This is a genomic window from Oryzomicrobium terrae (genome assembly GCF_008274805.1).
GTDB lineage: Bacteria > Pseudomonadota > Gammaproteobacteria > Burkholderiales > Rhodocyclaceae > Oryzomicrobium > Oryzomicrobium terrae.
In genome coordinates this window covers 3,343,322-3,364,952 of record NZ_CP022579.1, presented here as the reverse complement: position 1 = coordinate 3,364,952, position 21,631 = coordinate 3,343,322, and the positions used below count along the sequence as shown (strand labels likewise).

The window sequence follows — 21,631 nt, the reverse complement described above, 5'->3', positions numbered from 1 at the left end:
CTGGGGCCGTCCCTAGGCACCGATGTGCATGAAATCGGGATCGGCCAAGAGGCCTTTCACCGACAGCTTGCGCCAGCGGCGCCCCTCGCTGTCCTCGACCCGTTCCCGGGCCCATTCCGGGCCAGACTCCAGGGGGGGGAGCGGGGTCAGCCCCTCGCGGCGCTTGAGGCCGAGCAGGCGCGCCGCCAGCAGGGCGGCGTTGCTGCCGTGGCGGGCTCCCACCAGCACCAGCCGGGCATTGGCATTGTGCGGGGTGGGATCGCAACCGAGAAAGGCGGAAAAGTCGCTCACCGAAAACAGGGTGCCGCGGATGTTGGCCAGTCCTACGTACCAGGGACGGGTCAGCGGCACGCCGGTGATCGGCGGCAGGGGCACGATCTCGCCGGAGTCGAACAGTTCGAGCAGCCAGTTCTCACCGCCGGCCTGGACCCCGAGCAGGGCCGGCTCGGCCTCGCCCCGGGCAGCGCCGGCGAGGCGGCTGGCCAGGTGTTCCTGAAATTCGCGCAGGCTGATTTTTTTCGCCATCGAGCGAAATCCTCATGCAACCAGGTGACGGTGGGGCGCGGTGGCCATGGGCACGGACGGCCGACTTACAGGGCGGCGATCTTGGCGAGCAGTTCGTCGGCCTTGACCGGCTTCACCAGGTAGTCGAGGGCGCCCTGGCGCAGGCCCCAGATCTTGTCGGTTTCCTGGCCCTTGGAGGTGCACACGATCACCGGGATGTTCTTGGTGTCCTCGTCACGGGTCAGGGTACGGGTGGCCTGGTAGCCGTTCAGGCCGGGCATCACCACGTCCATCAGCACCAAGTCCGGATGTTCGCTCTTGGCCTTGGTGATGCCTTCTTCGCCGTTTTCGGCGGTGACGATCTGATAGCCGGCTTTGGTCAGGATTTCGGTCAGGAAAGCGCGTTCGGTGGGGGAATCGTCCACAACGAGAATTTTCTTCACAGGCATGACGGCAACCTTGGCGGGATGAATGGGGGAATGGAAAGATCGGTGACGGGCAAATACGGTGGAGCGGCGGACGAGCGGGGGCGGGTCAGGCGGCGTTGCGGCCGCGGTGGTCGGTGACCGCCTGAAGCAGGGTGTCCTTGGTGAACGGCTTGGTCAGGTAGTGATCCGAGCCGACCATACGCCCCCGGGCCCGGTCGAACAGGCCGTCCTTGGAGGACAGCATGATCACCGGGGTTGCAGAGAACTTGGGGTTCTTCTTGATCAGGGCGCAGGTCTGATAGCCATCCAGCCGCGGCATCATGATGTCGCAGAAGATCAGGTCCGGCTGGTGATCGGCGATCTTGGCCAGGGCGTCGAAGCCGTCTTCGGCGAGCAACACCTGACAGCCGGCCTGGGTGAGGAATATCTCGGCGCTGCGGCGGATGGTGTTGGAGTCGTCGATCACCATCACCTTGATGCCGTGCAGGGCTTGCGGGTCCGACACGAATTCCTCCTGAGCCGATGGGCGTGTGTTTTTATATGGTTTGCCAATGGTATTACACGGACCTGTGACTGCCTAGGGCATGTCATACCGCCGTAACGGATCAGATCTCGGTCAGCTCGAAATCTTCCTTGCGCGCGCCGCATTCCGGGCAGACCCAGTTCATCGGCACGTCTTCCCAGCGGGTGCCCGGCGGGATGCCGTCCTCGGGCGAACCGGCGGCCTCGTCGTAGATCCAGCCGCAGATCAGGCACATCCAGGTGCGGTAGGGGCGGGGAGCAGTGGTGGAATCGGTCATGGGCAGGGACGGGGAATACGGCAGTGGGCCGGGGCTGGCCGGCCGGCCCCGGCGGAATCGTTTAGAATGAGCCGATCTTACCGAATCGCCTCCGGCGCCGCCAAGCGGCCCTGACGGGCGGCCTCCCGCCGCGTTCCAGGCCCTACCGATTGCTCCATGTCTCACCCCAGTTCCCCCCTTGCCAGTCCCCGGGGTGGCGCTCCGCGCCATGCCTCTCCCCCCATCGTTCTGACCTTTGCCGCCAGCGACCCCACCGGTGCCGGCGGGCTCCAGGCCGATCTGCTCACCCTGGCCAGCCTGGGCTGCCATCCCCTGTCGGTGCTGACCGCCGTGGCGGTGCAGGATTCCGCCGCCCTGGACGCGCTGCAGCCGGTGTCGCCGGAATGGATCGATGACCAGGCGCGCACCCTGCTCGAGGACATGAGCGTCGGTGCCTTCAAGGTCGGCCGCCTGGGCAGCGTCGAGAATGCCGCCCTGGTGGCGGAAATCCTCGCCGACTATCCGGACATTCCGGTGGTGCTCGACCCGGTGGCCCTGGCACCGGCCCCGGTCGGCAGCGGCGATGGGCCGCGTCTGGCCGACGACCTCTCCGAAGCCTGGGGCGACAGCTGGGAAGCCCAGTGGGACGGCGAACTGGAATCGGACCGGGCCCTGGCCGCCGCCGTGGCCGAGTTGCTGCTGCCCCAGGCGACGGTGGTCACCCCCAACCGGCTGGAAGCCCGCCTGCTGGCTGGCGACCTGCCGGCGCGTGGCGGCGAGGACCAGGACGATGCCGGCGACGACGTGGAAGGCGATGACAGCGTAGCGGCGGACCCGGCGGACGATGATGCCGCCCCGGCTGCCGAATTGGCCCGGACCCTGATCGAGCGGGGCTGCTCCCATGTCCTGTTCACCGGGGTGCACACCCCTTCGCCGGACGTGGTCAACCGCCTTTACGACGAAACCGGCCTGGTCCACACCTACCGCTGGAAGCGCCTGGCCGGCCCCTTCAACGGCGCGGGGGCGACCCTGTCGGCCGCCATCGCCGCCAACCTGGCCAACGGCCTGACCATCCAGGATGCGGTGCGCGAGGCCCAGGACTACTGCTGGCACGCCCTGGCCGCCGGATTCCGCGCCGGGATGGGGCGGCGCGTGCCCGACCGCTTCTTCTGGGCCCGGGGCCTGGCCGGCGACGGCCGCCCGTCCTGATCCGGCGCACGCTGCTGCGTTTCTCCGCCCGACCGCCATGCTTCCGCTCCGCTCGCCTTCCACCGCCCGCCGCTTCCCCGCCCCGCGGGGCCTCTACGCCATCACCCCGGACGGCCTGCCGGCTGCCGAGCTGCTCGCCCGGGCCGAGGCAGCCCTGGCCGGCGGCGCCAAGCTGCTGCAGTACCGCGACAAACTGGCCGAGCCGGCCGCGCGTCGTCCGGTGGCCGAGGCCCTGGCGGCAGCCTGCGCCCGCCACGGCGCGGCCCTGCTGATCAACGACGATGCCGCATTGGCCCAGGCCGTCGGCGCCGCCGGGGTGCACCTGGGCAAGGACGACGGCGACCTGGGCGCCGCCCGCCGCCGCCTCGGTCCGGATCTGCTGATCGGCGCCTCCTGTTACGCCGACCCGGCCCGGGCCGCCGCCGCCGCGCCCCACGTGGATTACCTGGCCTTCGGCGCCGTCTTCCCCTCGTCGGTCAAGCCTGGCGCCGCCGCCGCGCCGCTGACGTTGCTCGCGGCCGCCAAAGCCGCCCACGGCCTGCCGGTGTGCGCCATCGGCGGCATCACCCTGGCCAATGCACCCCAGGTGATCGCCGCCGGGGCCGACTGGCTGGCGGTGATCACCGACCTGTTTTCCGCCCCCGACATCGCCGACCGGGCGGCCGCTTACGGCTGCCTCTTCGCCGCGGCCGGGGCCTCTGCTGAACCCTCGCTCTAGACCTGCTTTCCGGGAGAACCCTGACCATGACGTCCCGTAACGACACCCTGTTCGCCGCCGCTCGCCGCCACATTCCCGGTGGGGTGAATTCCCCGGTCCGCGCCTTCGGCTCGGTCGGGGGCACGCCCCTGTTCTTCCAGCGCGGCCAGGGCGCCCGCGCCTTTGACGCCGATGGCAAGGGCTACCTGGACTACGTGGGGTCCTGGGGGCCGCTGATCGCCGGCCACGCCCATCCTGCGGTGCTGGAGGCGGTGAGCCGGGCCATGGCCAACGGCCTGTCCTTCGGTGCGCCCACCGAAGCCGAGGTGGCCATGGCCGACTACCTGTGCGAACTGCTGCCCTCCCTGGAGATGGTGCGCCTGGTGTCCTCCGGCACCGAGGCCACCATGAGCGCCATCCGCCTCGCCCGGGGCTACACCGGCCGCGACGCCATCATCAAGTTCGAGGGCTGCTACCACGGCCACGCCGATTCCCTGCTGGTCAAGGCCGGCTCGGGCCTGCTCACCTTCGGCAATCCCTCCTCCGGCGGCGTGCCGGCGGACCTGGCCCAGCACACCCTGGTGCTCGACTACAACAACGTCGAACAGCTGGCCGACGCCTTCGCCCGTCACGGCGACAAGATCGCCGCGGTGATCTTCGAGCCGGTGGCTGGCAACATGAACCTGGTGGCGCCTCGCCCCGAGTTCCTCAAAGCCATGCGCGACCTCACCGCCAAGCACGGCGCGGTGCTGATCGCCGACGAGGTGATGACCGGCTTCCGCGTCGGCCCCCAGGGCGCCCAGGGCCTCTACGGCATCGACCCGGACCTGACCACCCTGGGCAAGGTCATCGGTGGCGGCCTGCCGGTGGCGGCCTTTGGCGGCAAGCGCGAGATCATGGAAAAGATCGCCCCCCTGGGCCCGGTCTACCAGGCCGGCACCCTGTCGGGCAACCCGGTGGCGGTGGCCGCCGGCATGGCCACCTTGCAGCTGACCCGGGCGCCGGGCTTCTACGAGACCCTGGCGGCGCGCACCGGCCAGCTGGTGGACGGCCTCTCCGCCGCCGCCGCCAAGGCCGGCGTCACCTTCTCGGCCCAGTCCGTGGGGGGCATGTTCGGCCTGTACTTCCGCGCCGAGCCGCCCACCTCCTTTGCCGAAGTGATGACCTGCGACAAGGACACCTTCAACCGCTTCTTCCACGCCATGCTGGAGGTGGCACCGGAAGGCCACTACTTCGCCCCCTCGGCCTTCGAGGCCGGCTTCGTCTCGGCCGCCCACAGCGAGGCCGACATTGCCGCCACGGTGGCTGCCGCCGGGCAGGTGTTCGCCGGCCTGGCCGATTGAGTCCTGCCTGAAACCCCGCGTCCTGCCTTGTTCTCCGGGCAGGGTGCCTGGAGCGCCGCGCCCCGCGTTGTTCTCCTGGTAGGGCGCCTGAAGAGCCGCATCCTGCCTTGATCTTGGGGCAGGGTAAATGAAAACCCCCGCCAGACCTGGGTCTTGGCGGGGGTTTTCGTTTTGGGCGCTTGCCGGTGTCTGTCCGCTGCGCCGGGCTGCAGTGGCTGGTGCGGCGGACAGACTGGAGGCGTGGCGGGATCGGGCGATCAGCCGCCCAGGTAGGCTTCTTCCACCTTGGGATTGGCCAGCAGGTTGGCGCCGGAATCAGCCAGCACGATCTTGCCGGTTTCGATGACGTAGCCGTGCTTGGCGATCTTCAGGGCCTGGCGCACGTTCTGCTCCACCAGCAGGATGGTCAGGCCGCGGCGGTTGATTTCCACCAGGATGCGGAAGATTTCCTGCACCACGATGGGGGCCAGGCCCATTGAGGGTTCGTCCAGCAAGAGCAGCTTGGGCTTGGCCATGAGGGCCCGGCCGATGGCCAGCATCTGCTGCTCGCCGCCGGAAAGGTTGCCGGCGAACTGCTGGGCGCGTTCCTTGAGGCGGGGGAAGAGCTGGTACACCTCTTCCATGGAGGCGGGGATGCCCTCCTTGTCCTGCCGGGTGTAGGCGCCCAGCTGCAGGTTTTCTTCCACCGTCAGGGTGGTGAGGATGGCCCGGCCTTCGGCCACCTGCACCAGGCCCCGCTCGACGATCTGGTGGGCGGGCAGGCGGGAGATGTCTTCGCCCTGGAACTCGATCTTGCCCCGGGAGGCCTTGATGAGGCCGGAGAGGGCCAGCAGGGTGGTGCTCTTGCCGGCGCCATTGGCGCCCACCAGGGCGGTGATCTCGCCCTCGTTGAGGTGGAAGTCCAGGCCCTTGACGGCCTCGATGTGGCCGTAGGCCACGGCCAGGTCGTGTACGCGCAGGAGCACACTCATTACTCGTCCTCCTTGCCCAGGTAGGCCTCGATCACGTCCGGGTTGTTGCGCACCTCGTCCGGCGTGCCTTCGGCGATGATGCGGCCGAAGTTGAGCACGGCGATGCGGTCGCACAGGCCCATGACGAAGCGCATGTCGTGCTCGATCATGAAGACGCCGTAGCCCCGGTTGCGGATGTTGTTGATCTCTTCCATCAGGATGGTCTTTTCCGAGGGGTTCATCCCCGCCACCGGCTCGTCGAGCAGCAGCAGCTTGGGCTCGGTGGCCAGGGCCCGGGCGAATTCCAGCTTGCGCTGGTCGCCGTAGGAAAGGTTGTCGGCCAGCATGTCGGCCTTGTGGTCCAGGCCCACCCAGGAGAGCAGCTCCAGGGCCCGTTCCCGGGCCTTCTTCTCGGCAGCGCGGCAGGCCGGGCTGTTGAAGAACAGACCGAAACCGCCGTAGTCCAGGTGGTCGTGCATGCCCACCATGACGTTTTCCAGCAGATCCATCTCCTTGAAGATGCGGATGTTCTGGAAGGTGCGGGCGATGCCCTGGTGGGTGATGCGGTGGGGCTCCAGGCCGATCAGGGACTGGCCCTGGAAGTCGATCTGGCCGGCGCTGGGAGTGAGCAGGCCGGTGATGAGGTTGAACACCGTGGTCTTGCCGGCGCCGTTGGGGCCGATCAGGCCGTAGATGCTGCCGGCGGGCACTTCGAAGCTGACGTCCTGCAGCACGTGCAGGCCGCCGAAGTGCTTGCCGACGTTGCGGATCGACAGCAGATTGGGTTGCTGGGGGGCGTTCATGCCTCACCTCCCTTGAGACGCTTGAAGAAGGCCTTGATGCGGCGGGATTCCCACAGACCCTTGGGCAGGAACAGCACCACCAGCACCAACACGGCGCCGTTCACCAGGGAACGGAAGTCCTGCAGGGAGCGCAGCAGTTCCGGCAACAGGGTGAGGATGGAGGAACCCAGCATGGGGCCGATGAGGCTGGAAGTGCCGCCCAGCACCGCCATGGTGAGGATGTCCACGGCGTTCTCGAAGCCGTATTCCCGGGGGCTGATGAAGAAGGTGAAGTGGGCGTTGAGGGCCCCGGCCACACCGGCGATGAAGGCGCCGAGGGCGAAGGCCAACAGCTTGTAGCGGTCCACGTTGATGCCCATCAGGCGGGCGGCCACCTCGTCTTCCTTGATCGACTCGAAGGCGCGGCCCACCTTGGAGCGGCGCAGCCGGGCCAGACCGTAGACGGTCACCGCCAAGATCAGGGCGATATGCCAGCCTTCGGTAGCCAGGGGAATGCCGTTGAGGCCCTCGGGGCCGCCGGTGATCTCCAGGTTGAGCACGGTGATGCGCACCACCTCGCCGAAGGCCAGGGTGGCCATGGCCAGATACACGCCGGACAGGCGCAGTACCGGGGCGCCGATGATCAGGGCCACCAGGGTCGGGGCGACGCCGCCGGCGAGCAGTACGGCGGGGAAGGACCAGTCCAGATGCAGGGTGAGCAGGGCCGATACGTAGGCGCCGACGCCCATGAAGGCGGCGTTGGCCAGGGATAGCAGGCCGCAGGACAGGGTCAGCCAGATGGACAGGGCCAACAGGGCGTGGACGCCCACCGAGAACACCAGGGTGCTGTAGGTGGACCAGAAGTCGTTAAACCATTCCATCAGGCTTTTCTCTCCAATTTGCGACCGAAGAGGCCGGAGGGGCGGACCAGCAGGATCAGGAAGAGCAGGCCGAAGGCCACGGCATCGCCCATCTGGCTGGACAGGTAGGCCTTGCTGATGACCTCGGCAAAGCCGAGGAACAGGCCGCCGATCAGGGCGCCGCGGATGTCGCCCATACCGCCGAGGATGATCACGGCGATGCCCTTGTGCAGCATGGGCTGACCCATGAAGGGGGTGATGGCGTTGAAGTTGAGGCCGATCAGCACCCCGGCGATACCGCCCAGGGCGGCGGCGACGAAGGAGGTGATGTGGAACAGGCCTTCCACGTTGATGCCCAGCAGGTAGGCGGCCTTGGGCGATTCGGCGATGGCCCGCAGGGCGCGGCCCAGCTGGGTGCGCTTGAGGATGGTGAACAGCACCGCCATGAGCAGGAAGGCGATGGCGACGATGGCGATTTCTAGGGCCCGCACATGCACGTCGCCGACCATGAATTCGCCGGCGGGCATGACGTCCTCGGGGAAGCGCAGCACCTCGGCGCCGAACAGGCCCTGGGCGGCACTGGTCAGCATGATGCCGACGCCGATGGTGGCGATCATGGGAATCAGGTGGGGGGCGTTGCGGGCGCGCAGGGGCTTGAGTACTAGCACGTCCACCAGCAGGCCGACGGTGCCGCTGACCACCATGGCGCCGAGCAGGGCGGCCCACAGGGGGGCGTTGAGGTGGCTGACCATGGCCAGGGCGGCGTAGCTGCCGACCATGAACACCGCTCCGTGGGAGAGGTTGATCACCGCCAGCACGCCGAACACCAGGGTGAAACCCAGGGCGAACAACGCGTAGACGCTGCCGAGCGTCAGGGCGTTGAGGAGTTGTTGTTCAAGCATGGGGAAATTCCAGTTGCAAATGCAATGCGGGGCTGATTTTCATCGGCCCCGCATTGATGGGTAAGACGGGCTTACGCGGACAGTCGCTTACTTCCCGTCGAAGGCGGTGAACTTGCCTCCCTTGACCACATAGATGAAAGGCTTCTGGTCCGCATCCCAGCCGCCGGGCTTGCCGGTCTTGGTGACGGCGGCGCGGAACTTGAAGGGGCCGGTGGCGCCGTTGATGGTGGCCTTGGGCAGGGCGTTCTTGAGGGCCTCGCGGTCGGTGTTAACGTCGCCGGAGAGCTTCACTTCCTGCAGGGCGGCGGCGGCCACGTGCAGGGCGTCGAAGGCCTGGGCGGCGAACTGGTTGGGCTCGGCGTTGTACTTCTTCACGTAGGAAGCAACGAAGGCCTTGTTGGCGGGCGCCGGGTTGGTGTTGGACCAGGGGCTGCCGACGAAGGTGCCTTCACCGGCCAGCTTGGAAATCTCGAACAGCTTGGGCGAATTGAAGCCGTTGCCGCCGATGAACGGCACCTTGATGCCCAGGCCCCGGGCCTGCAGCATGATGTTGGCGGCTTCTTCGGCCAGGCAGGAGCAGACCACGGCATCCGGGTTGGAGCCCTTGATCTTGGTCAGCTGGGCCTTGAAGTCCACATCGCCCTTGACGTAGGTCTCGGTGGTGGTGACCGGCAGCTTCTGGTCTTCCAGCACCTTCTTGAAGACGTCGTAGCCGCTCTTGGTGAAGGCGTCGTCGTTACCGTAGATGACGGCGACTTTCTTCAGCTTGTAGTGCTTGGTGGCGGTGGCCACCGTCACCGGCAGCACGTCGGATTCCATCACCGAGTTGCGGAACACGTAGGGACCGATGTCGGTGATGCCGTTGGCGGTGACGGAGGTGCCGAACACCACGGTCTTGGCGGCGTTGGCCACGGGGCCGGCGGCGAACATGGAGTTGGACAGGGTGGGGCCGAAGACCATCAGCACCTTGTCCTGAAAAATCAGCTTCTTGAAGACGTTGATGCCTTCTTCCTTCTTGCCCTGCTCGTCTTCGATGACGAGCTGGATCTTGTTGCCGTTGATGCCACCCTTGGCGTTGATCTCCTCGGCGGCCAGCTGGAAGCCGTTGCGGATCGAAACGCCGTACTGGGCGGCACCGCCGGTCAGGGCGGCGGCCACGCCGATCTTGATGTCGGCGGCCTGGGCCAGCCCGGCACAGGCCAGGGCGCTCACGAGGGCAAGGGTTTTGGGCAGGAAGCGCATACGTTCTCCAATGTGTTCTGGTTGGCGAAGAGTCCAAGCGAACCCTAAAGGGTACTTGCCGCACCCGGGAATGGCAAACCTGTGGTTTCTGTCGATGCCAATGGAATTGCCCGGGGTTGGCCGTGCGGGCTGCTGGTGGGGCTGTCGGCGATTTCGCCTCAGGCGCCGAGCAGCCGGGCCACCGCCGCCGGGTTGGCCGGGAAATACCAGTGCACGTACGAGGCGGTCAGGCTGCCGACCCGGTACACCGGCTCCCCCGGGCGCCCGTCGGGGCGCTCGGCCTGGGTGAGCGGTGTCAGGGGCGTGGTGCTGCGCGAGTAGTGGAAGGTGTGGCCGGTGAGGCGGCCTTCCGGCAGCTCGGCCTGCTGCATGCCCAGGGCGGAGAGCTTGCGCTGCATGGCGCTCTCGCCGGGCAGCAGGGCGAAGCCTTGGTGGCGTTCGCCGTCCACCGTCACGATTTGCTCGAAGCAGGCCATCATCCCGCCGCATTCGGCCAGGAGCGGCTTGCCCGCGCCGACGTGGGTGGAAAGCGCCGCGGCCATGGCCCGGTTGGTGGTGAGCGCCGGGCCGTGCAGTTCCGGGTAGCCGCCGGGCAGCCACACCGCGTCGCAGGGGGGCAGGGCGGCGTCGTGCAGGGGGGAGAAGTCCACCAGGGTGGCGCCCAGGGCCATCAGGCATTCCCGGTTGGCCGGGTAGGCGAAGCAGAAGGCGGCATCGGCGGCCACCGCGATGGTGCGTCCGGCCAGCAGCGGCGGCACCGCGGGCGGAGGGGCGTCGGCAATGGCCACCGGCGGCGGCAGGTCGGCCGCCGGGGTGTCAGCGAGCAGGTCGGCGAGGCGTTCCAGGCAGGTGTCCAGCCCGGCGATCTCGGCGGCCGGCAAGAGGCCCAGGTGGCGCTCCGGCAGGGCCATTTCGGCGTCCCGGGGCAGGGCGCCGACCCAGGCGATGTCTTCGGGCAGGGTCTTGCGGCACAGTTCGCCGTGGTAGGCGCTGCCGACCCGGTTGGCCAGCACGGCGGAAATCGGCGCGCCGCCGCCCTGGTCGGCCCGGTAGTGCTTGAGCCCCCAGGCCACGGCGCCGAAGGACCCGGCCATGGCGGCGGCGTCCAGCACCAGCAGCACCGGCAGGCCGAGGCGCCGGGCCAGCTCGGCGGCGGAGGGCTCGCCGTCGTGCAGGCCCATCACCCCTTCGACCAGGATCAGGTCCGCCTCCCGGGCGGCCCGGGCCAGGCGCCAGCGGGCGTCGGCCTCGCCGCACATGCGGAAGTCGATGTTCTCGCAGGGGGCGCCGCTGGCCACCTGGTGGATCTGGGGATCGAGGAAGTCCGGGCCGCACTTGAACACCCGCACCCGGCGGCCCTGGCGGGCGTGCAGCCGGGCCAGGGCGGCGGTGATGGTGGTCTTGCCCTGGCCCGAGGCGGGGGCGGCGATCAACAGGGCGGGGACGGAAAGGGGGGCGGTCATGGCGAAAGCGAAAGTGGGTGGCTGGAAACCCGCATGGATAGTGGCTCTACAAAGGACATGGCTGGAGAGCCGCGCCAGGCCTTGTTATTCGGACATGCATCGTGAAGATGCCCGTCCCTGCTAGGGTTTGGCGATGGGGGGTGATCCGTATGCGGCCATGGGGAGCGCACGTCGGGGCGCCGGGACGGCCGGCGATCCCGCGCCATGGGCCGCGCGCCGGGGCCCGGCCGGGTCAGAACTCCACGCCGGGCATGGCCTTCACCCCGGCCTTGAAGGCATGCTTGACCAGGGTCATCTCGGTGACCGTGTCGGCAGCGGCCACCAGCCCTTCGGGCGCGGCCCGGCCGGTGATCACCACGTGCTGCAGGGCCGGGCGGGCGGCCAGGTCGGCGAGCACCTCGTCCAGGGCCAGCCAGCCGTACTTGAAGGCGTAGGTCAGTTCGTCGAGCACCACCAGGTCCACGCCGGGGTCGCGCAGGTACTGGCGCGCCAGGGTCCAGGCGGCCTGGGCGGCCTTGGCGTCCCGGGCCGGGTCCTGGGTTTCCCAGGTGAAGCCCTCGCCCATCACGTGCCAGGTGAGCTGGCCGGGGCAGAGGTCGGCGACCTTGCGGTAGAAGCCCTCTTCGCCGGTGTCGGAACGGCTCTTGACGAACTGCACCACTGCCACCGAGAAGTCGTGGCCGAGGGCCCGGGCGACCACGCCGAAGGCGGCGGAGGACTTGCCCTTGCCGTTGCCGGTGTTGACCACCAGCACGCCGCGCTCGTCCTGGGCAGCGGCGATCTTGGCATCCACCACGTCCTTCTTGCGCTGCATGCGGGCGATGTGGCGGGCGTCCCGGCCGGCGTCGGTGGAATCGATGGAACCGATGGAAGCAATGGAATCGGCGGAGGGGGGCGTCTGGGTGTCGCTCATGGGGGTCCTTCGGGGAGGCGATGGCGGCTGGTGCCGCTCTGGAGTGGTGGTTGAACGGGCGTCAGGCCGGCACGAACCAGCGTCGGCCGCCGTCGGCCAGCTCCTTGAGCGGGTAGCCGTACAGGCAGGACAGGGTGCGGGCGGTCAGCACCTGGTCGCAGGGGCCTTGCGTCACGGTGCCGTCGCCGAACACCAGCAGGGCCCGGTCGCAGTAGCGCGCGGCCAGGCCCGGGTCGTGCAGCACCATCACCACCCCGGCCCCCGCTTCGGCCTGGCGGGCGAGCAGTTCCAGGCTGGCGATCTGGTGGTTGAGGTCCAGGTGGGCGAGGGGTTCGTCGAGCAGGTACAGGGACGGCGCCTGGGTGAGCAGGGTGGCCAGGCCGAGGCGCTGGCGCTCGCCGCCGGAGAGGGTCGCCACCTGGCGCTGGTCGAAACCGCCCAGGCCGACCTTGGCCAGGGCGGCCCGGGCCAGGGTCGCATCGGCGGCGGACTCCCACTCCCAGCGGCCCAGGTGGGGGTGACGGCCGGTCAGGGCCGTTTCCAGCACGGTGGTGGCGAACGGGTCGGGGGCGGTCTGGGCCAACCAGCCACGCCGCAGGGCGGCCTCCCGGGCGCTCAGGGCCGGGTAGGGGCGGTCGTCGAGACGGACTTCGCCGCCGGCGGCGGGGCGCAGCCCGGCCAGGGTGGCCAGCAGGGTGGATTTGCCGGCACCGTTGCGGCCGAGAATGGCCAGCCGTTCGCCGCGGGCCAGGCGCAGGTCGAGATCCCGGGTCACGGTGTGCTCGCCCACGGTCACCGTCAGGCCCCGGGTTTCCAGCAGGGGGGCGCTCATTTCGGTTGCCTCGTCAGCAGGAAGAGGAAGACCGGCACGCCAATCAGGGCGGTGAGGACCCCCACCGGCAATTGCAGCGGCGCCACCATGGTGCGGGCGGCGGTATCGGCCAGCACCAGCAGGCTGCCGCCGGCCAGTACCGAGGCCGGCAGCAGCAGGCGCTGGTCGTTGCCCAGGGCGAGGCGGGCCAGGTGGGGCACCACCAGGCCGACGAAGCCGATGGAACCGGCCGAGGTCACCGCCACGGCGGTGGCCAGGGAGGCCACGGCGTAGATCAGGCGCCGCACCACGGGCACCGACACCCCCATGGCCTGGGCCTGGAGCAGGCCCCGGGCGAGCAGGTTGAGCTCCCGGGCGAAGGGCAGGGCCGCCGCCAGGCAGACGCCCAGGGCGAGGGCCGGCAGCCAGGGATGGGCGGCCTGGGAGAGATCGCCCATCAGCCAGAAGAGCATGCCGCGCAGCTTGGATTCGGGCGCGATGGTGAGCATCAGGGCCACGAGGGCGCCGCAGCCGGCGGCGACGATCACCCCGGTGAGCAGCAGCCGGGTCTGGGTCCAGCTGCCGTCACCCCGGGCCAGGCCGAAGACCAGCAGCATGGCGCCCATGGCGCCGCAGAAGGCAAAGCTGGTCAGGCCGAGCACCGACAGGCCGAGCAGGATGGCGGTCAGCGCCCCGACCCCGGCACCGCCGGAAATGCCCAGCACGTAAGGGTCGGCCAGGGGGTTGCGCAGCAGTACCTGCATCAGCGCTCCGGCCAGGGCGAGCAGCCCGCCGCAGGCAAACCCGGCGATGGCCCGGGGCAGGCGCAGGGCGCGCACGATCTCGGCCCCGGGGGAGTCGCTGCCGCTCAGTGCCGCCAGCACGTCCCGGCCATCCACCGCCACACTGCCCAGGCCCAGGGCCAGGGCGAAGCTGGCGAGGGCGAGTAGAAGCAGGCAGGCGAGGGCGAGCAGGGCGCGGCGGCGGGTGGGCATGGCAGGTCGGCGGGAGGGCGGCGCTGGCTCAATAATCCAGGGCCACGGCGGCGAACCAGCTGCGGCCGGTTGCCGGGTAGAGGGAGAAGTAGTCGCGGTTGGTCAGGTTGTCGATAGCCAGCGACACCGACACGTTGCGGTCGATGCGGTAGGCGACCTTGGCATCGACGACAAAGTACGCATCGTAAACGCCATAGACGTTGGTGGCGACATCGCTGTTGTCGTCGGTGGCGTACTGCTTGCTGGCGTAGCGCCCCGAGGTGGCCAGGGTCCAGGCCCCGCGCCGGGTTTCGAGGCCTACCGTGGCCTGCTTCTTGGGCAGGAAGGTCAGCTGCTTGCCAACCGAGGCCGGCGCGTGGCTGTTTTCCTTCACCGCGCTGTCGGTGTAGGTGACGCTGGCGAAGGCCCGGCTGTCGAAGCCGGCGACGGAGAAGCGCTGCGCCAGGGAGACGGTGACGCCGCGGCTTTCGGCCCGCTCCAGGTTGTCCCGGTAGCGCGTGCCGGAGGAGCCGCGCACGTAGACCAGGTCGCGCAGGTCGTTCTCGAAGTAGGTCAGCTTGGCCTCGCCCCCTTGCCAGGGCTTCCAGTCGGCGCCCACTTCCCAGGTGCGCACCTTTTCCGGTTTGAGCTCGGGGTTGGCCATGATGTTGTAGGTGACCCGGGTGGTGCGGTACAGGTCGTAGATGCTCGGGGCGCGGAAGGCCGAACCGGCCGAGGCGCGCAGGCTGAGGCTGTCGCTGGCCTTGAAGGCCAGGCCGGCCTTGGGGCTCAGGGCCGAGGCGGAGCGGCTGGCGTAATCCGCGTTGATCTGGCTGGCCGCCGGCCAGCCCGGAGTACGGATGCTGCCGTCCTCGTTCTTCCAATAGTCGTAGCGGGCGCCGAGCTGGGCGGTGAGCCGGTCGGTGATGCTCCACTCGTCCTGGGCGTAGGCGGCGATCAGGGTGGTGCGCCCCGAGGCTTGGGCATAGAGGCTGGTCTTGCTGCCCGGGTTGGTCCAGTTGGACAGGCTGTAGTCCTTGTTGTCGGCGTCGTCACGGCGCAGGGCGACGCCGGTGGTCAGGACGTGCCGGCCCAGGGGGGCCGTCCAGTAGGCGTCCAGGGAGGCGCTCTGCGCGGGGGAGTCTGAGATGCGTCCCGCGCCGCCGCTGACGTTGCCCGTGGGCGTCACGTAGTAGTTGCTGACCACGTTGTTGTAGCTCGCCAGCACGTTGAGGCGGCCGATGCCCAGGTCGGTGTCGAAGCCTGCGTGGAAGAGATTGCGTTCAAAACCACCGTTTCCGCCGGCAAACAGGGATGGGGTGGAACCGTAGTCCGGTAGGCCGCCCGGCTTACGCAGATAGGTTTCCGGGCTGCGGTCGTAGCCGTAGTCGTAGCGTTGGCGCTGCCAGCCCAGCCGCCAACGGCTGCCGTCGGAGAGGCGCTGCTCCAGCTTTATCGCGGCACCGTCCTCGTCCCAGGTGTTGTCGCCCTTCTTGCCGTAGAGGTAGCCGGGCTTGCCGTCCTTGCCGGTCATGTAGCGGGCGCCGTTGGTGTTGGCGGTGGAGGTCACCCAGTCGCTCTTGTAGCCGTCGGTGGCGGCCCAGTTGGCGGTGATCAGCAGGGATAGCCCGTTGTCCAGCCGGGTTCCGGCGGAGCCGAAAACCTTCCGCACGCCTTCCGGGGCCTTGCCGGCCTCGAAGGGGTTGCCGTAACCGGCGCGCAGCTTGAACTCGGTCTTGGTCGGCATGCGCGTGACGAAGTTGATCACCCCGCCCATGGCGTTGCCGCCGTACAGGGACGACATCGGCCCGTAGAGCACCTCGGCCTGATCCACCAGGTCCGGCGACAGGCCGCCCAGGCTGGAACTGCCGGAATAGCCGTCGTTGAGGGGCAGGCCGTCCACCAGCACCAGGGTGCGACGGTCGTCGGGCATGCCGCGCAGGGCGAACCCCGGGCTCGGTTGCAGCATCCCCTTGCCCGGAGAGGTGAACACCCCGGGCAGCAGGTTGAGGATGTCGGTCAGGCGGCCGGGGTTGCGCGCCTCGATCTCTTCCCGGGTGACGACTTCGATCTGCCCGGTGGCATGGTCGAGGCGCACCGGCGCCCGGGAGGCGGTGACGGTGACCGGAGCCAGCTCGGCTTCATCGGCCCAGACCGGGGCGATCGGGCCGATGGCGCATCCGGCCGCCAGGCCAAGGGAGGAGAGGGCGGCCAGGGAGGTTGGGGTGGGGCGGCTCATGAAGCGGTCTTAGAAGTCGTAGCGGGCCGAGACGTAGGCGGTACGGCCGTCGGCGGGGTAGTAGTTAATGGTGCTGTCGTAGGCTTGAAAGTAAGCGTAGGGCGAGTACTTCTTGTCCAGGGCGTTGAGCAGCTTGGCGGTCAGTGTCACCTTCTGCACCGTCCAGGACCCCTGCAAGTCGGCGGTGAAGTACCCGGCCAGCCAGCTTTGCTGGTTGGCAAAGTCGCCGTCCAGACGACGGTTGCCGACGTAGCGCGCCGCCAGCGAATAGGTGCCCCAGGCTCCCCCCTTCCAGGTGCTCTGCAGCGTCGCCTGGTCCCGGGGGGCCAGGGGCACGGTCTTGCCGGCGTTGGCGCCGCTGCGGAAAGTGGCGTCCAGGTAGGTGTAGGTGAAGCGGTTGTTCCAGCGGTCGCTGGCTTTCCACTCGAGTTCAAAGTTGGCGCTGTCACGCCGGGTAGGCTTGAAGTTGGTGTTGGTGTAGTTGCTCGGGTCGTAGCCGATTTCATCGGTCAGATCGAGGCGGGAGAAGGACAGCTTGGTGCTCCAGGCGCCTAGTTTCAGGCTGCCGCCCACCTCCTGGATGGTGCCGTGCTGGGGGTGGATGTTGCCGGCGAAGAACGGAGTGGTGCCAAAGGGGTTGCCGAACAATTCGTCGATGTTGGCAAAGCGGAACGTGGTACCGGTCTTGCCGTACACCCGCCAGGCGTCCTGAGCGTAGGCCAGGCCGATGTCGTAAGCGTTGCGGGTGCGATTGGACCGGCCCGCCATGGCAGATTGGAGCCCAAATTCAGCCTGATTGGCCGATTGGCTCATGCTCTGGCTACGTCCTCCCATGGTCAGGCTCAGCTGCTGGGTCAGGTTCGTGACGTTTTGCAGGTAGTAGGCGGTACTGGTCTGGTGCGCCCACTGGTTGGCCGATCCCCGGTTGGTCGCAGATACGGTGCCGTCGTAGTGATCCAGGCCGGCCACCGTCACACTGGCCAGGGAGCCCAGGCCGTGGCTCCAGCGCAGCCGGGGGGTGAAGGCTAGGGTGTCGCGCACCCGATTGCTGGCGCCACCGTAGTCCACGAACGTACTTTTTACATCCTGGTGCTCACTGGCAATTTCGCCCTCGACAGTCACGGTGTCAGTGAGGGCATAGGTTATGCCCGGGCGTAGGCGATAGCCTTCTTTCCACTGGTTGTCGAAGAGCGTCGATGCGTTGCGCGGATTGGCCTGGAACTGAGGCTGGGTCAAGGCTCCTGGCAGGCCGGAGGCTTCCTTGTAGACGGCGTAGTCAGTGAAGACTTCGCCCCGCTCCAGCTTGAGGCCGGCCCGGCCGCTGGCGGCCTGCTGGTTCTGCCAGTTGTTGCGCCGGTAGCCGTCGCTGTCGGCGTAGCGGGCGAACAGGTTGAAGTAGGCGTGCTCGTTGCCGGTGGCAACGCTGGCATCCAGTCCCCGATAGCCGTAGCTGCCGACGGTGGCGGTTGCGGAAGCGCGGGGTTTCCCCGACTTGTCGGTGATGATGTTGATCACCCCGCTGGTTGCCCGGTCACCGTACAGCACGGTGCCGGAGCCGCGCATGATTTCGATGCGCTCGATACTTTCTAGCGGGAGTGCGGCCCAGATCAGGTTGGCTGAGTCGATGGGATTGAGACGTTGGCCGTCGACCAGGATCAGGGTGTTGCTGGTGGCTGTGACGCCGAAACCACCGATATCCACCGTCGCATCGATGCCCAGGGGGCCATACATGGGGCTGACGTTGACGCCGGCCCGGGTGGCCAGCAAATCGGGCAGGTTGAGGGCCGGCGTGGTGCGGATGTCGTCCCGGGTGATGACGCTGATGTTGGCCGGAATGCGCGGATCCGGGTCGGCGAAGCGGGTGGCGGTGACGACCACCGGCGCCATGACTTCTTCGGCGCGGAGATGGGATGCAGGCAGGAGCAAACAGGCGGGCAGGGCGCAAACGGCGGCCCGCAGGATGGTGCTGGACATGGAGGGACTCCCTTGTGCCACCGCGAGCGTCCCCGCAGGCTGTGGCCGGTTCTGATGCAGTACCGGGGAGATGTCAGGCGGGGACAAGGCGGCGGCGCCGGGGAGTCCACACGCCATGCCGCCTCCCGCAGCACTTCCGCTTGTGTCCCTGACAGGCCGGTATCCGGGCTTGCGAGACCGGAGGAATCTCCGGGGTGGCGTCCCGCCTTCCCAGGCATAAGCCCAGTGGCATGAGGGGGCACCTACTCGCTTACCGTTGCGGGGGCAGCACAGGCCTGGCGGACTCGGGGAGTCGTGCGCACCTGTTTCCCGTTTAACCGCGGCGATGGGGTCGCGCGCAGCACCTGGCAAGGGGCCGAATGCGCCGGCAGGGGTCGGTGAGCGACCTGGAACCGGGCAACGGCGAGGGGCGGAGGATACCCCGGTGACGGCCGTAGGGGCAAGGCGGGAACGGGAGGCGATAATCCACAAAACACCTTCAAATCCGGCGCTTACTCCTTGACCGGGAAGAGTTTGCGCCTCTATAGTGCGCGCCATGGAGAACCAGCTCGCCACCCTCGAAAGCAAGGTCGACCAAGTGGTCGGCCTGTGTCAGGCCCTGCGCGGCGAAAACGCCGCCCTCAAGGCCCAGCTGGCGGCGGCGGAAGCGCGCAACGCCGATTTGACGGCCCGCATGGCGGCCGCCCGGAGCAGGGTGGAGACGCTGCTCGCCCGGGTGCCCGAAGACAAGTAACGGCCCCGCCGCCCTGCCCGGCCCTTCTTTTTTTCTCCCTCCCTTCGAACTTTCCTGCAAAGGTCTACGACCATGAGCGCCGAGTCCAATTTTCTCGACGTGCAACTCCTCGGCCGGGAATACCGGGTCGCCTGTCCTCCCGAGGAGCGCGAGGCACTGCTGGCGGCGGTCGCCCTGGTGGATGAGCAGGTCAAGCAAATCACCGCCCGCACCCGTTCCGGCGGTGCCGAGCGGGTGGCGGTGATGGCGGCCCTCAACCTGGCCCACGACCTGCTCGCCCTACGTCGTTCCGCCTCCGCCCCCCAGGCGGGAGATGCCCCGGCGGCAGAGGCTCAAGAGGGTTTTGACACCCCTGACTTTCAGCGTAGAATCGGCGCCATGGAGGCCAAACTGGATGAGGCGCTCCGGGGCAAGGCAGACGCTTCCAGCGAAGCGACAGCCCCTCGGTCCGACTCCCTGTTCTAACCTCCGCCGGGTGTCCCCTGCGGTGCCCGCGACGGCCATACATTCTCTGAACCAAGTATGGGCTTAGGTTGCCCATCCAGTGCCGGCAAAGTGCGCGTCCTTGCGACGTACCAGACGCCGGTCGGTAAGCGACCACTCTGAACCTCCGGGTTCGAGATGCCGGCCGAAACGACATCTGCGGGGGCCTGTAAGACTGGGCACGGCGCGCTGGATCGCTGCAAGGCGATTTCACCGCGCCGTTTCCTTTTCTGGCCCTGCCCGCGCCGCTATCGATGCCTCGAAGGAGCGGCCAGGGAGCCCAGCGCCCGGCTCCATACGCATAAAACCAACGACTAACGTATCCCCAATACCAAAGGACCCGTCATGGACTGGTGGCTGTTGAGCTATCCCCTCCTCGGCATTTTTGCCGGCTTCATCGCCGGCCTGTTCGGCGTCGGCGGCGGCCTGACCCTGGTGCCGATCCTGTTCATGCTGTTCCAGGCCCAGGGCTTCCCGGCGGAGCACGTCATGCACCTGGCCCTGGGCACCTCCATGGCTACCATCGTGTTCACCTCCATTTCCAGCATGCGCGCCCACCACAAGCACGGCGCGGTGCGCTGGGACATCGTCACCACCCTGGCCCCGGGCCTGGTGCTCGGCACCTTCGGCGGCTCCCTGTTGTCCGGCCTGGTGCCGACCCGGCCCCTGGTCATGGCGTTCACCGTGATCGTTTATTACGCCTCGGCCCAGATGATGCTGGACTTCAAGCCGAAGCCCCACCGCCAGCTGCCCGGCCGCGTCGGCCTGTTCCTGGTGGGCACCGGCATCGGCATCGTCTCCAGCCTGGTGGCGGCCGGCGGCGGCTTCCTGTCGATTCCCTTCATGCTCTTCTGCAACGTGGCCATCCACCAGGCGGTGGGCACCTCGTCGGCCCTGGGCTTTCCCATCGCCCTGGCCGGTATGATCGGCTACATCGTTGCCGGTGCCGACGACCACAACCTGCCGGCGGGCCATCTCGGCTACATCTACCTGCCGGCCCTGATCGGCATCGTCGCCATGAGTGTGCTGGTGGCACCCCTGGGGGCCAAGCTGGCCCACAAGCTGCCGGTGAAGCAGTTGAAGCGCGCCTTCGGTGGCTTCCTCGCCCTGCTCGCCACCAAGATGCTGCACAGCCTGCTGACGAGTTGAGCCCCGCCGGCGCGTCCGGCTGCTACTCCTGCGACGCCGCCCGCGTGCCGATCAGCGCCCGGGCGGCGTCGGCTTTTTCGGCCAGCCCGCGGCTGACGTAAAGCAGAGTAAGAGGCGGGGATCGGACCTCCTCCGCGTTGCCGGCGTCCGCTATCAGGGCGGCCAGGGCCTCCAGGGCGATCAGGCGGGGCTGCACCTCATCGAGGAGGGCGGCGGCGCACTCCAGGGCATCCTGGGAGCCGTCGCTCCGTCCACCGGCCATGATCAGCCGCGCCAGGCCAGATGGGCGCTCATGCCGATGAAGAAGCAGCGGCGGAAGACCCAGGGCAAGGGTGCCCTGGCGGCCCAGCGCCTGAAAAACGGCCCCCGCTGGGGGCTTTTATGCTCCTCCGGACGTCCTTGGCTGCCCTGCTGCCCAGGACGTTTCTTTTTGTCTGCCCGCCTCCGGGCATCTTGTGGCCCAGTCCTGCCTCGCGCACGGCTGGGCCGCTTTCCGTCACGGGGGGGAAGGGCGCAGGGCGCCACCAGCTGAGGGACGTGGCGGACCGCCGCGGGGCGGATCGGACGGGCCATGGCGCGGGGACGGGTGGTAAGGCTTGGCCACCGCTGTCGCCGTGACGGAACAGGAGCCCTGCCGGGGTGCCGAACCTCCGGAATCGCTGCGGTGCATAAAATTTACGATAGGTAAAACAAATTACTTTTTGATTTATTTGCGCCCTGTAACTACAGGATTCGTTCCCTACAGCTGGAATAGCGGCCGTTGTGTTTTTGCGACATTGATTACGAAATCAATAATTATGTGTGCACGGCAACTCTTGTATATGTTATAAGTGCGGTGCAGCATCGCATTTATCAGACGCAATAACAGGGGAGGTGACGTCATGACCACGCAGGTCTACGAACGTATCCGCAACAATCCGCAGTTCCATCAGCTGGTCGCCAGCCGCAGCCGTTTTGCCTGGCTGCTGTCGGCAGTGGTTTTTGTCCTTTTCTACGGCTTCATCATGCTGGTGGCCTTCACGCCGGAATTGCTCGGCGCGCGGCTGTCCGCCGATTCGGTGGTGACCGTGGGCATGGCCGGGGGCTTTGCCATCTTCGTGCTGTTCTGGGTGCTGACCGCGATCTACGTGAAGCGCGCCAACGGCGAATTCGACGAGATGACCTCGGACATCGTCCGCAAGGCCCAGGAGCAGTGA

Annotated in this window: 23 protein-coding genes, 1 other RNA gene and 1 riboswitch; of the genes, 8 read left to right on the top strand and 16 right to left on the bottom strand. The window is 68.0% G+C overall.

Annotation, left to right across the window (positions count from 1 at the left end):
* Nucleotides 1-12 precede the first annotated feature (12 nt).
* From OTERR_RS15245 to OTERR_RS15230, 4 genes are all read right to left on the bottom strand, one after another.
* The gene (locus OTERR_RS15245; RefSeq protein WP_054621883.1) at nucleotides 13-525 is read right to left on the bottom strand and encodes a chemotaxis protein CheW; all 513 of its coding nucleotides are present in this window, start codon (nucleotides 523-525) and stop codon (nucleotides 13-15) included.
* A 65-nt stretch (nucleotides 526-590) separates the two neighbouring features.
* Complete coding sequence (locus tag OTERR_RS15240) at nucleotides 591-953, bottom strand: response regulator transcription factor (RefSeq protein WP_054621884.1); 363 nt, start codon at nucleotides 951-953, stop codon at nucleotides 591-593.
* Nucleotides 954-1,038: 85 nt separating this feature from the next.
* Nucleotides 1,039-1,401, bottom strand: a complete 363-nt coding sequence (locus OTERR_RS15235; RefSeq protein ID WP_187775359.1) for a response regulator — start codon at nucleotides 1,399-1,401, stop codon at nucleotides 1,039-1,041.
* A gap of 136 nt (nucleotides 1,402-1,537) precedes the next feature.
* On the bottom strand, nucleotides 1,538-1,690 hold the full coding sequence (locus tag OTERR_RS15230) for a rubredoxin (RefSeq protein WP_223116072.1): 153 nt from the start codon (nucleotides 1,688-1,690) through the stop codon (nucleotides 1,538-1,540).
* 198 nt (nucleotides 1,691-1,888) lie between these two features.
* On the opposite strand from OTERR_RS15230, the gene thiD reads away from it, so the two are divergent.
* From thiD to hemL, 3 genes are read left to right on the top strand one after another with little or no spacing between them, the layout of a single operon-like run.
* Nucleotides 1,889-2,920 (top strand): bifunctional hydroxymethylpyrimidine kinase/phosphomethylpyrimidine kinase, encoded by a 1,032-nt coding sequence (thiD, locus tag OTERR_RS15225; RefSeq protein ID WP_149426287.1) that lies wholly within the window; start codon nucleotides 1,889-1,891, stop codon nucleotides 2,918-2,920.
* A 37-nt stretch (nucleotides 2,921-2,957) separates the two neighbouring features.
* A complete protein-coding gene (gene thiE, locus OTERR_RS15220; protein WP_149426286.1) occupies nucleotides 2,958-3,638 on the top strand; it encodes a thiamine phosphate synthase in 681 nt (226 codons plus the stop codon).
* Between the two features lie 26 nt (nucleotides 3,639-3,664).
* Nucleotides 3,665-4,960 carry a glutamate-1-semialdehyde 2,1-aminomutase gene (gene hemL / locus OTERR_RS15215; RefSeq protein WP_054621889.1) on the top strand — a complete coding sequence of 432 codons (1,296 nt, stop codon included), beginning with the start codon at nucleotides 3,665-3,667 and terminating at the stop codon, nucleotides 4,958-4,960.
* A gap of 257 nt (nucleotides 4,961-5,217) precedes the next feature.
* Here the strand turns inward: hemL and OTERR_RS15210 are convergent, their stop codons facing one another.
* The 11 genes from OTERR_RS15210 to OTERR_RS15160 all read right to left on the bottom strand — a co-directional run bounded on the left by OTERR_RS15210 (nucleotide 5,218) and on the right by OTERR_RS15160 (nucleotide 18,070).
* Nucleotides 5,218-5,931 carry an ABC transporter ATP-binding protein gene (locus OTERR_RS15210; RefSeq protein ID WP_149426285.1) on the bottom strand — a complete coding sequence of 238 codons (714 nt, stop codon included), beginning with the start codon at nucleotides 5,929-5,931 and terminating at the stop codon, nucleotides 5,218-5,220.
* Nucleotides 5,931-6,713, bottom strand: coding sequence for an ABC transporter ATP-binding protein (locus tag OTERR_RS15205; RefSeq protein WP_054621891.1), 783 nt, complete (start codon nucleotides 6,711-6,713; stop codon nucleotides 5,931-5,933). Before OTERR_RS15205 ends, OTERR_RS15210 begins: the two co-directional genes overlap by 1 nt.
* Entirely contained in the window at nucleotides 6,710-7,573 is an 864-nt protein-coding gene (locus OTERR_RS15200) for a branched-chain amino acid ABC transporter permease (RefSeq protein WP_149426284.1), read from the bottom strand. Before OTERR_RS15200 ends, OTERR_RS15205 begins: the two co-directional genes overlap by 4 nt.
* Nucleotides 7,573-8,454 carry a branched-chain amino acid ABC transporter permease gene (locus tag OTERR_RS15195; RefSeq protein ID WP_149426283.1) on the bottom strand — a complete coding sequence of 294 codons (882 nt, stop codon included), beginning with the start codon at nucleotides 8,452-8,454 and terminating at the stop codon, nucleotides 7,573-7,575. Before OTERR_RS15195 ends, OTERR_RS15200 begins: the two co-directional genes overlap by 1 nt.
* An 87-nt stretch (nucleotides 8,455-8,541) precedes the next feature.
* Nucleotides 8,542-9,696, bottom strand: a complete 1,155-nt coding sequence (locus tag OTERR_RS15190) for an ABC transporter substrate-binding protein (RefSeq protein ID WP_054621894.1) — start codon at nucleotides 9,694-9,696, stop codon at nucleotides 8,542-8,544.
* 158 nt (nucleotides 9,697-9,854) lie between these two features.
* Nucleotides 9,855-11,159 (bottom strand): cobyrinic acid a,c-diamide synthase CobB, encoded by a 1,305-nt coding sequence (locus tag OTERR_RS15185; RefSeq protein ID WP_187775263.1) that lies wholly within the window; start codon nucleotides 11,157-11,159, stop codon nucleotides 9,855-9,857.
* A gap of 232 nt (nucleotides 11,160-11,391) precedes the next feature.
* Nucleotides 11,392-11,973: a cob(I)yrinic acid a,c-diamide adenosyltransferase gene (cobO, locus tag OTERR_RS15180; RefSeq protein WP_246154523.1), complete on the bottom strand. Its 582-nt coding sequence runs from the start codon at nucleotides 11,971-11,973 to the stop codon at nucleotides 11,392-11,394.
* Nucleotides 11,974-12,133: 160 nt separating this feature from the next.
* Nucleotides 12,134-12,904, bottom strand: coding sequence for an ABC transporter ATP-binding protein (locus OTERR_RS15175; protein WP_149426281.1), 771 nt, complete (start codon nucleotides 12,902-12,904; stop codon nucleotides 12,134-12,136).
* A complete protein-coding gene (locus tag OTERR_RS15170; protein WP_149426280.1) occupies nucleotides 12,901-13,878 on the bottom strand; it encodes a FecCD family ABC transporter permease in 978 nt (325 codons plus the stop codon). Before OTERR_RS15170 ends, OTERR_RS15175 begins: the two co-directional genes overlap by 4 nt.
* A 28-nt stretch (nucleotides 13,879-13,906) precedes the next feature.
* Nucleotides 13,907-16,096 (bottom strand): TonB-dependent receptor, encoded by a 2,190-nt coding sequence (locus OTERR_RS15165; protein ID WP_149426279.1) that lies wholly within the window; start codon nucleotides 16,094-16,096, stop codon nucleotides 13,907-13,909.
* 9 nt (nucleotides 16,097-16,105) lie between these two features.
* The gene (locus tag OTERR_RS15160; protein ID WP_187775262.1) at nucleotides 16,106-18,070 is read right to left on the bottom strand and encodes a TonB-dependent receptor family protein; all 1,965 of its coding nucleotides are present in this window, start codon (nucleotides 18,068-18,070) and stop codon (nucleotides 16,106-16,108) included.
* Between the two features lie 137 nt (nucleotides 18,071-18,207).
* A riboswitch (cobalamin riboswitch) is annotated at nucleotides 18,208-18,433 on the bottom strand.
* Nucleotides 18,434-18,605: 172 nt separating this feature from the next.
* Here OTERR_RS15160 and OTERR_RS15155 point away from each other — a divergent pair.
* The 4 genes from OTERR_RS15155 to OTERR_RS15145 all read left to right on the top strand — a co-directional run bounded on the left by OTERR_RS15155 (nucleotide 18,606) and on the right by OTERR_RS15145 (nucleotide 20,435).
* Nucleotides 18,606-18,803 (top strand): cell division protein ZapB, encoded by a 198-nt coding sequence (locus OTERR_RS15155; protein ID WP_149426277.1) that lies wholly within the window; start codon nucleotides 18,606-18,608, stop codon nucleotides 18,801-18,803.
* A gap of 72 nt (nucleotides 18,804-18,875) precedes the next feature.
* Nucleotides 18,876-19,268, top strand: coding sequence for a cell division protein ZapA (locus OTERR_RS15150; protein WP_054621900.1), 393 nt, complete (start codon nucleotides 18,876-18,878; stop codon nucleotides 19,266-19,268).
* A gap of 11 nt (nucleotides 19,269-19,279) precedes the next feature.
* A non-coding RNA gene (gene ssrS / locus OTERR_RS16765) (6S RNA) lies at nucleotides 19,280-19,456 on the top strand.
* A gap of 175 nt (nucleotides 19,457-19,631) precedes the next feature.
* Nucleotides 19,632-20,435, top strand: coding sequence for a sulfite exporter TauE/SafE family protein (locus OTERR_RS15145; protein ID WP_054621901.1), 804 nt, complete (start codon nucleotides 19,632-19,634; stop codon nucleotides 20,433-20,435).
* A 22-nt stretch (nucleotides 20,436-20,457) separates the two neighbouring features.
* On the opposite strand, the gene OTERR_RS15140 is transcribed toward OTERR_RS15145, so the two are convergent.
* A complete protein-coding gene (locus OTERR_RS15140) occupies nucleotides 20,458-20,697 on the bottom strand; it encodes a hypothetical protein (RefSeq protein ID WP_149426276.1) in 240 nt (79 codons plus the stop codon).
* A gap of 619 nt (nucleotides 20,698-21,316) precedes the next feature.
* Between OTERR_RS15140 and OTERR_RS15135 the strand changes: the two genes are divergently transcribed.
* Nucleotides 21,317-21,631, top strand: a complete 315-nt coding sequence (locus OTERR_RS15135) for a DUF485 domain-containing protein (RefSeq protein WP_054621903.1) — start codon at nucleotides 21,317-21,319, stop codon at nucleotides 21,629-21,631.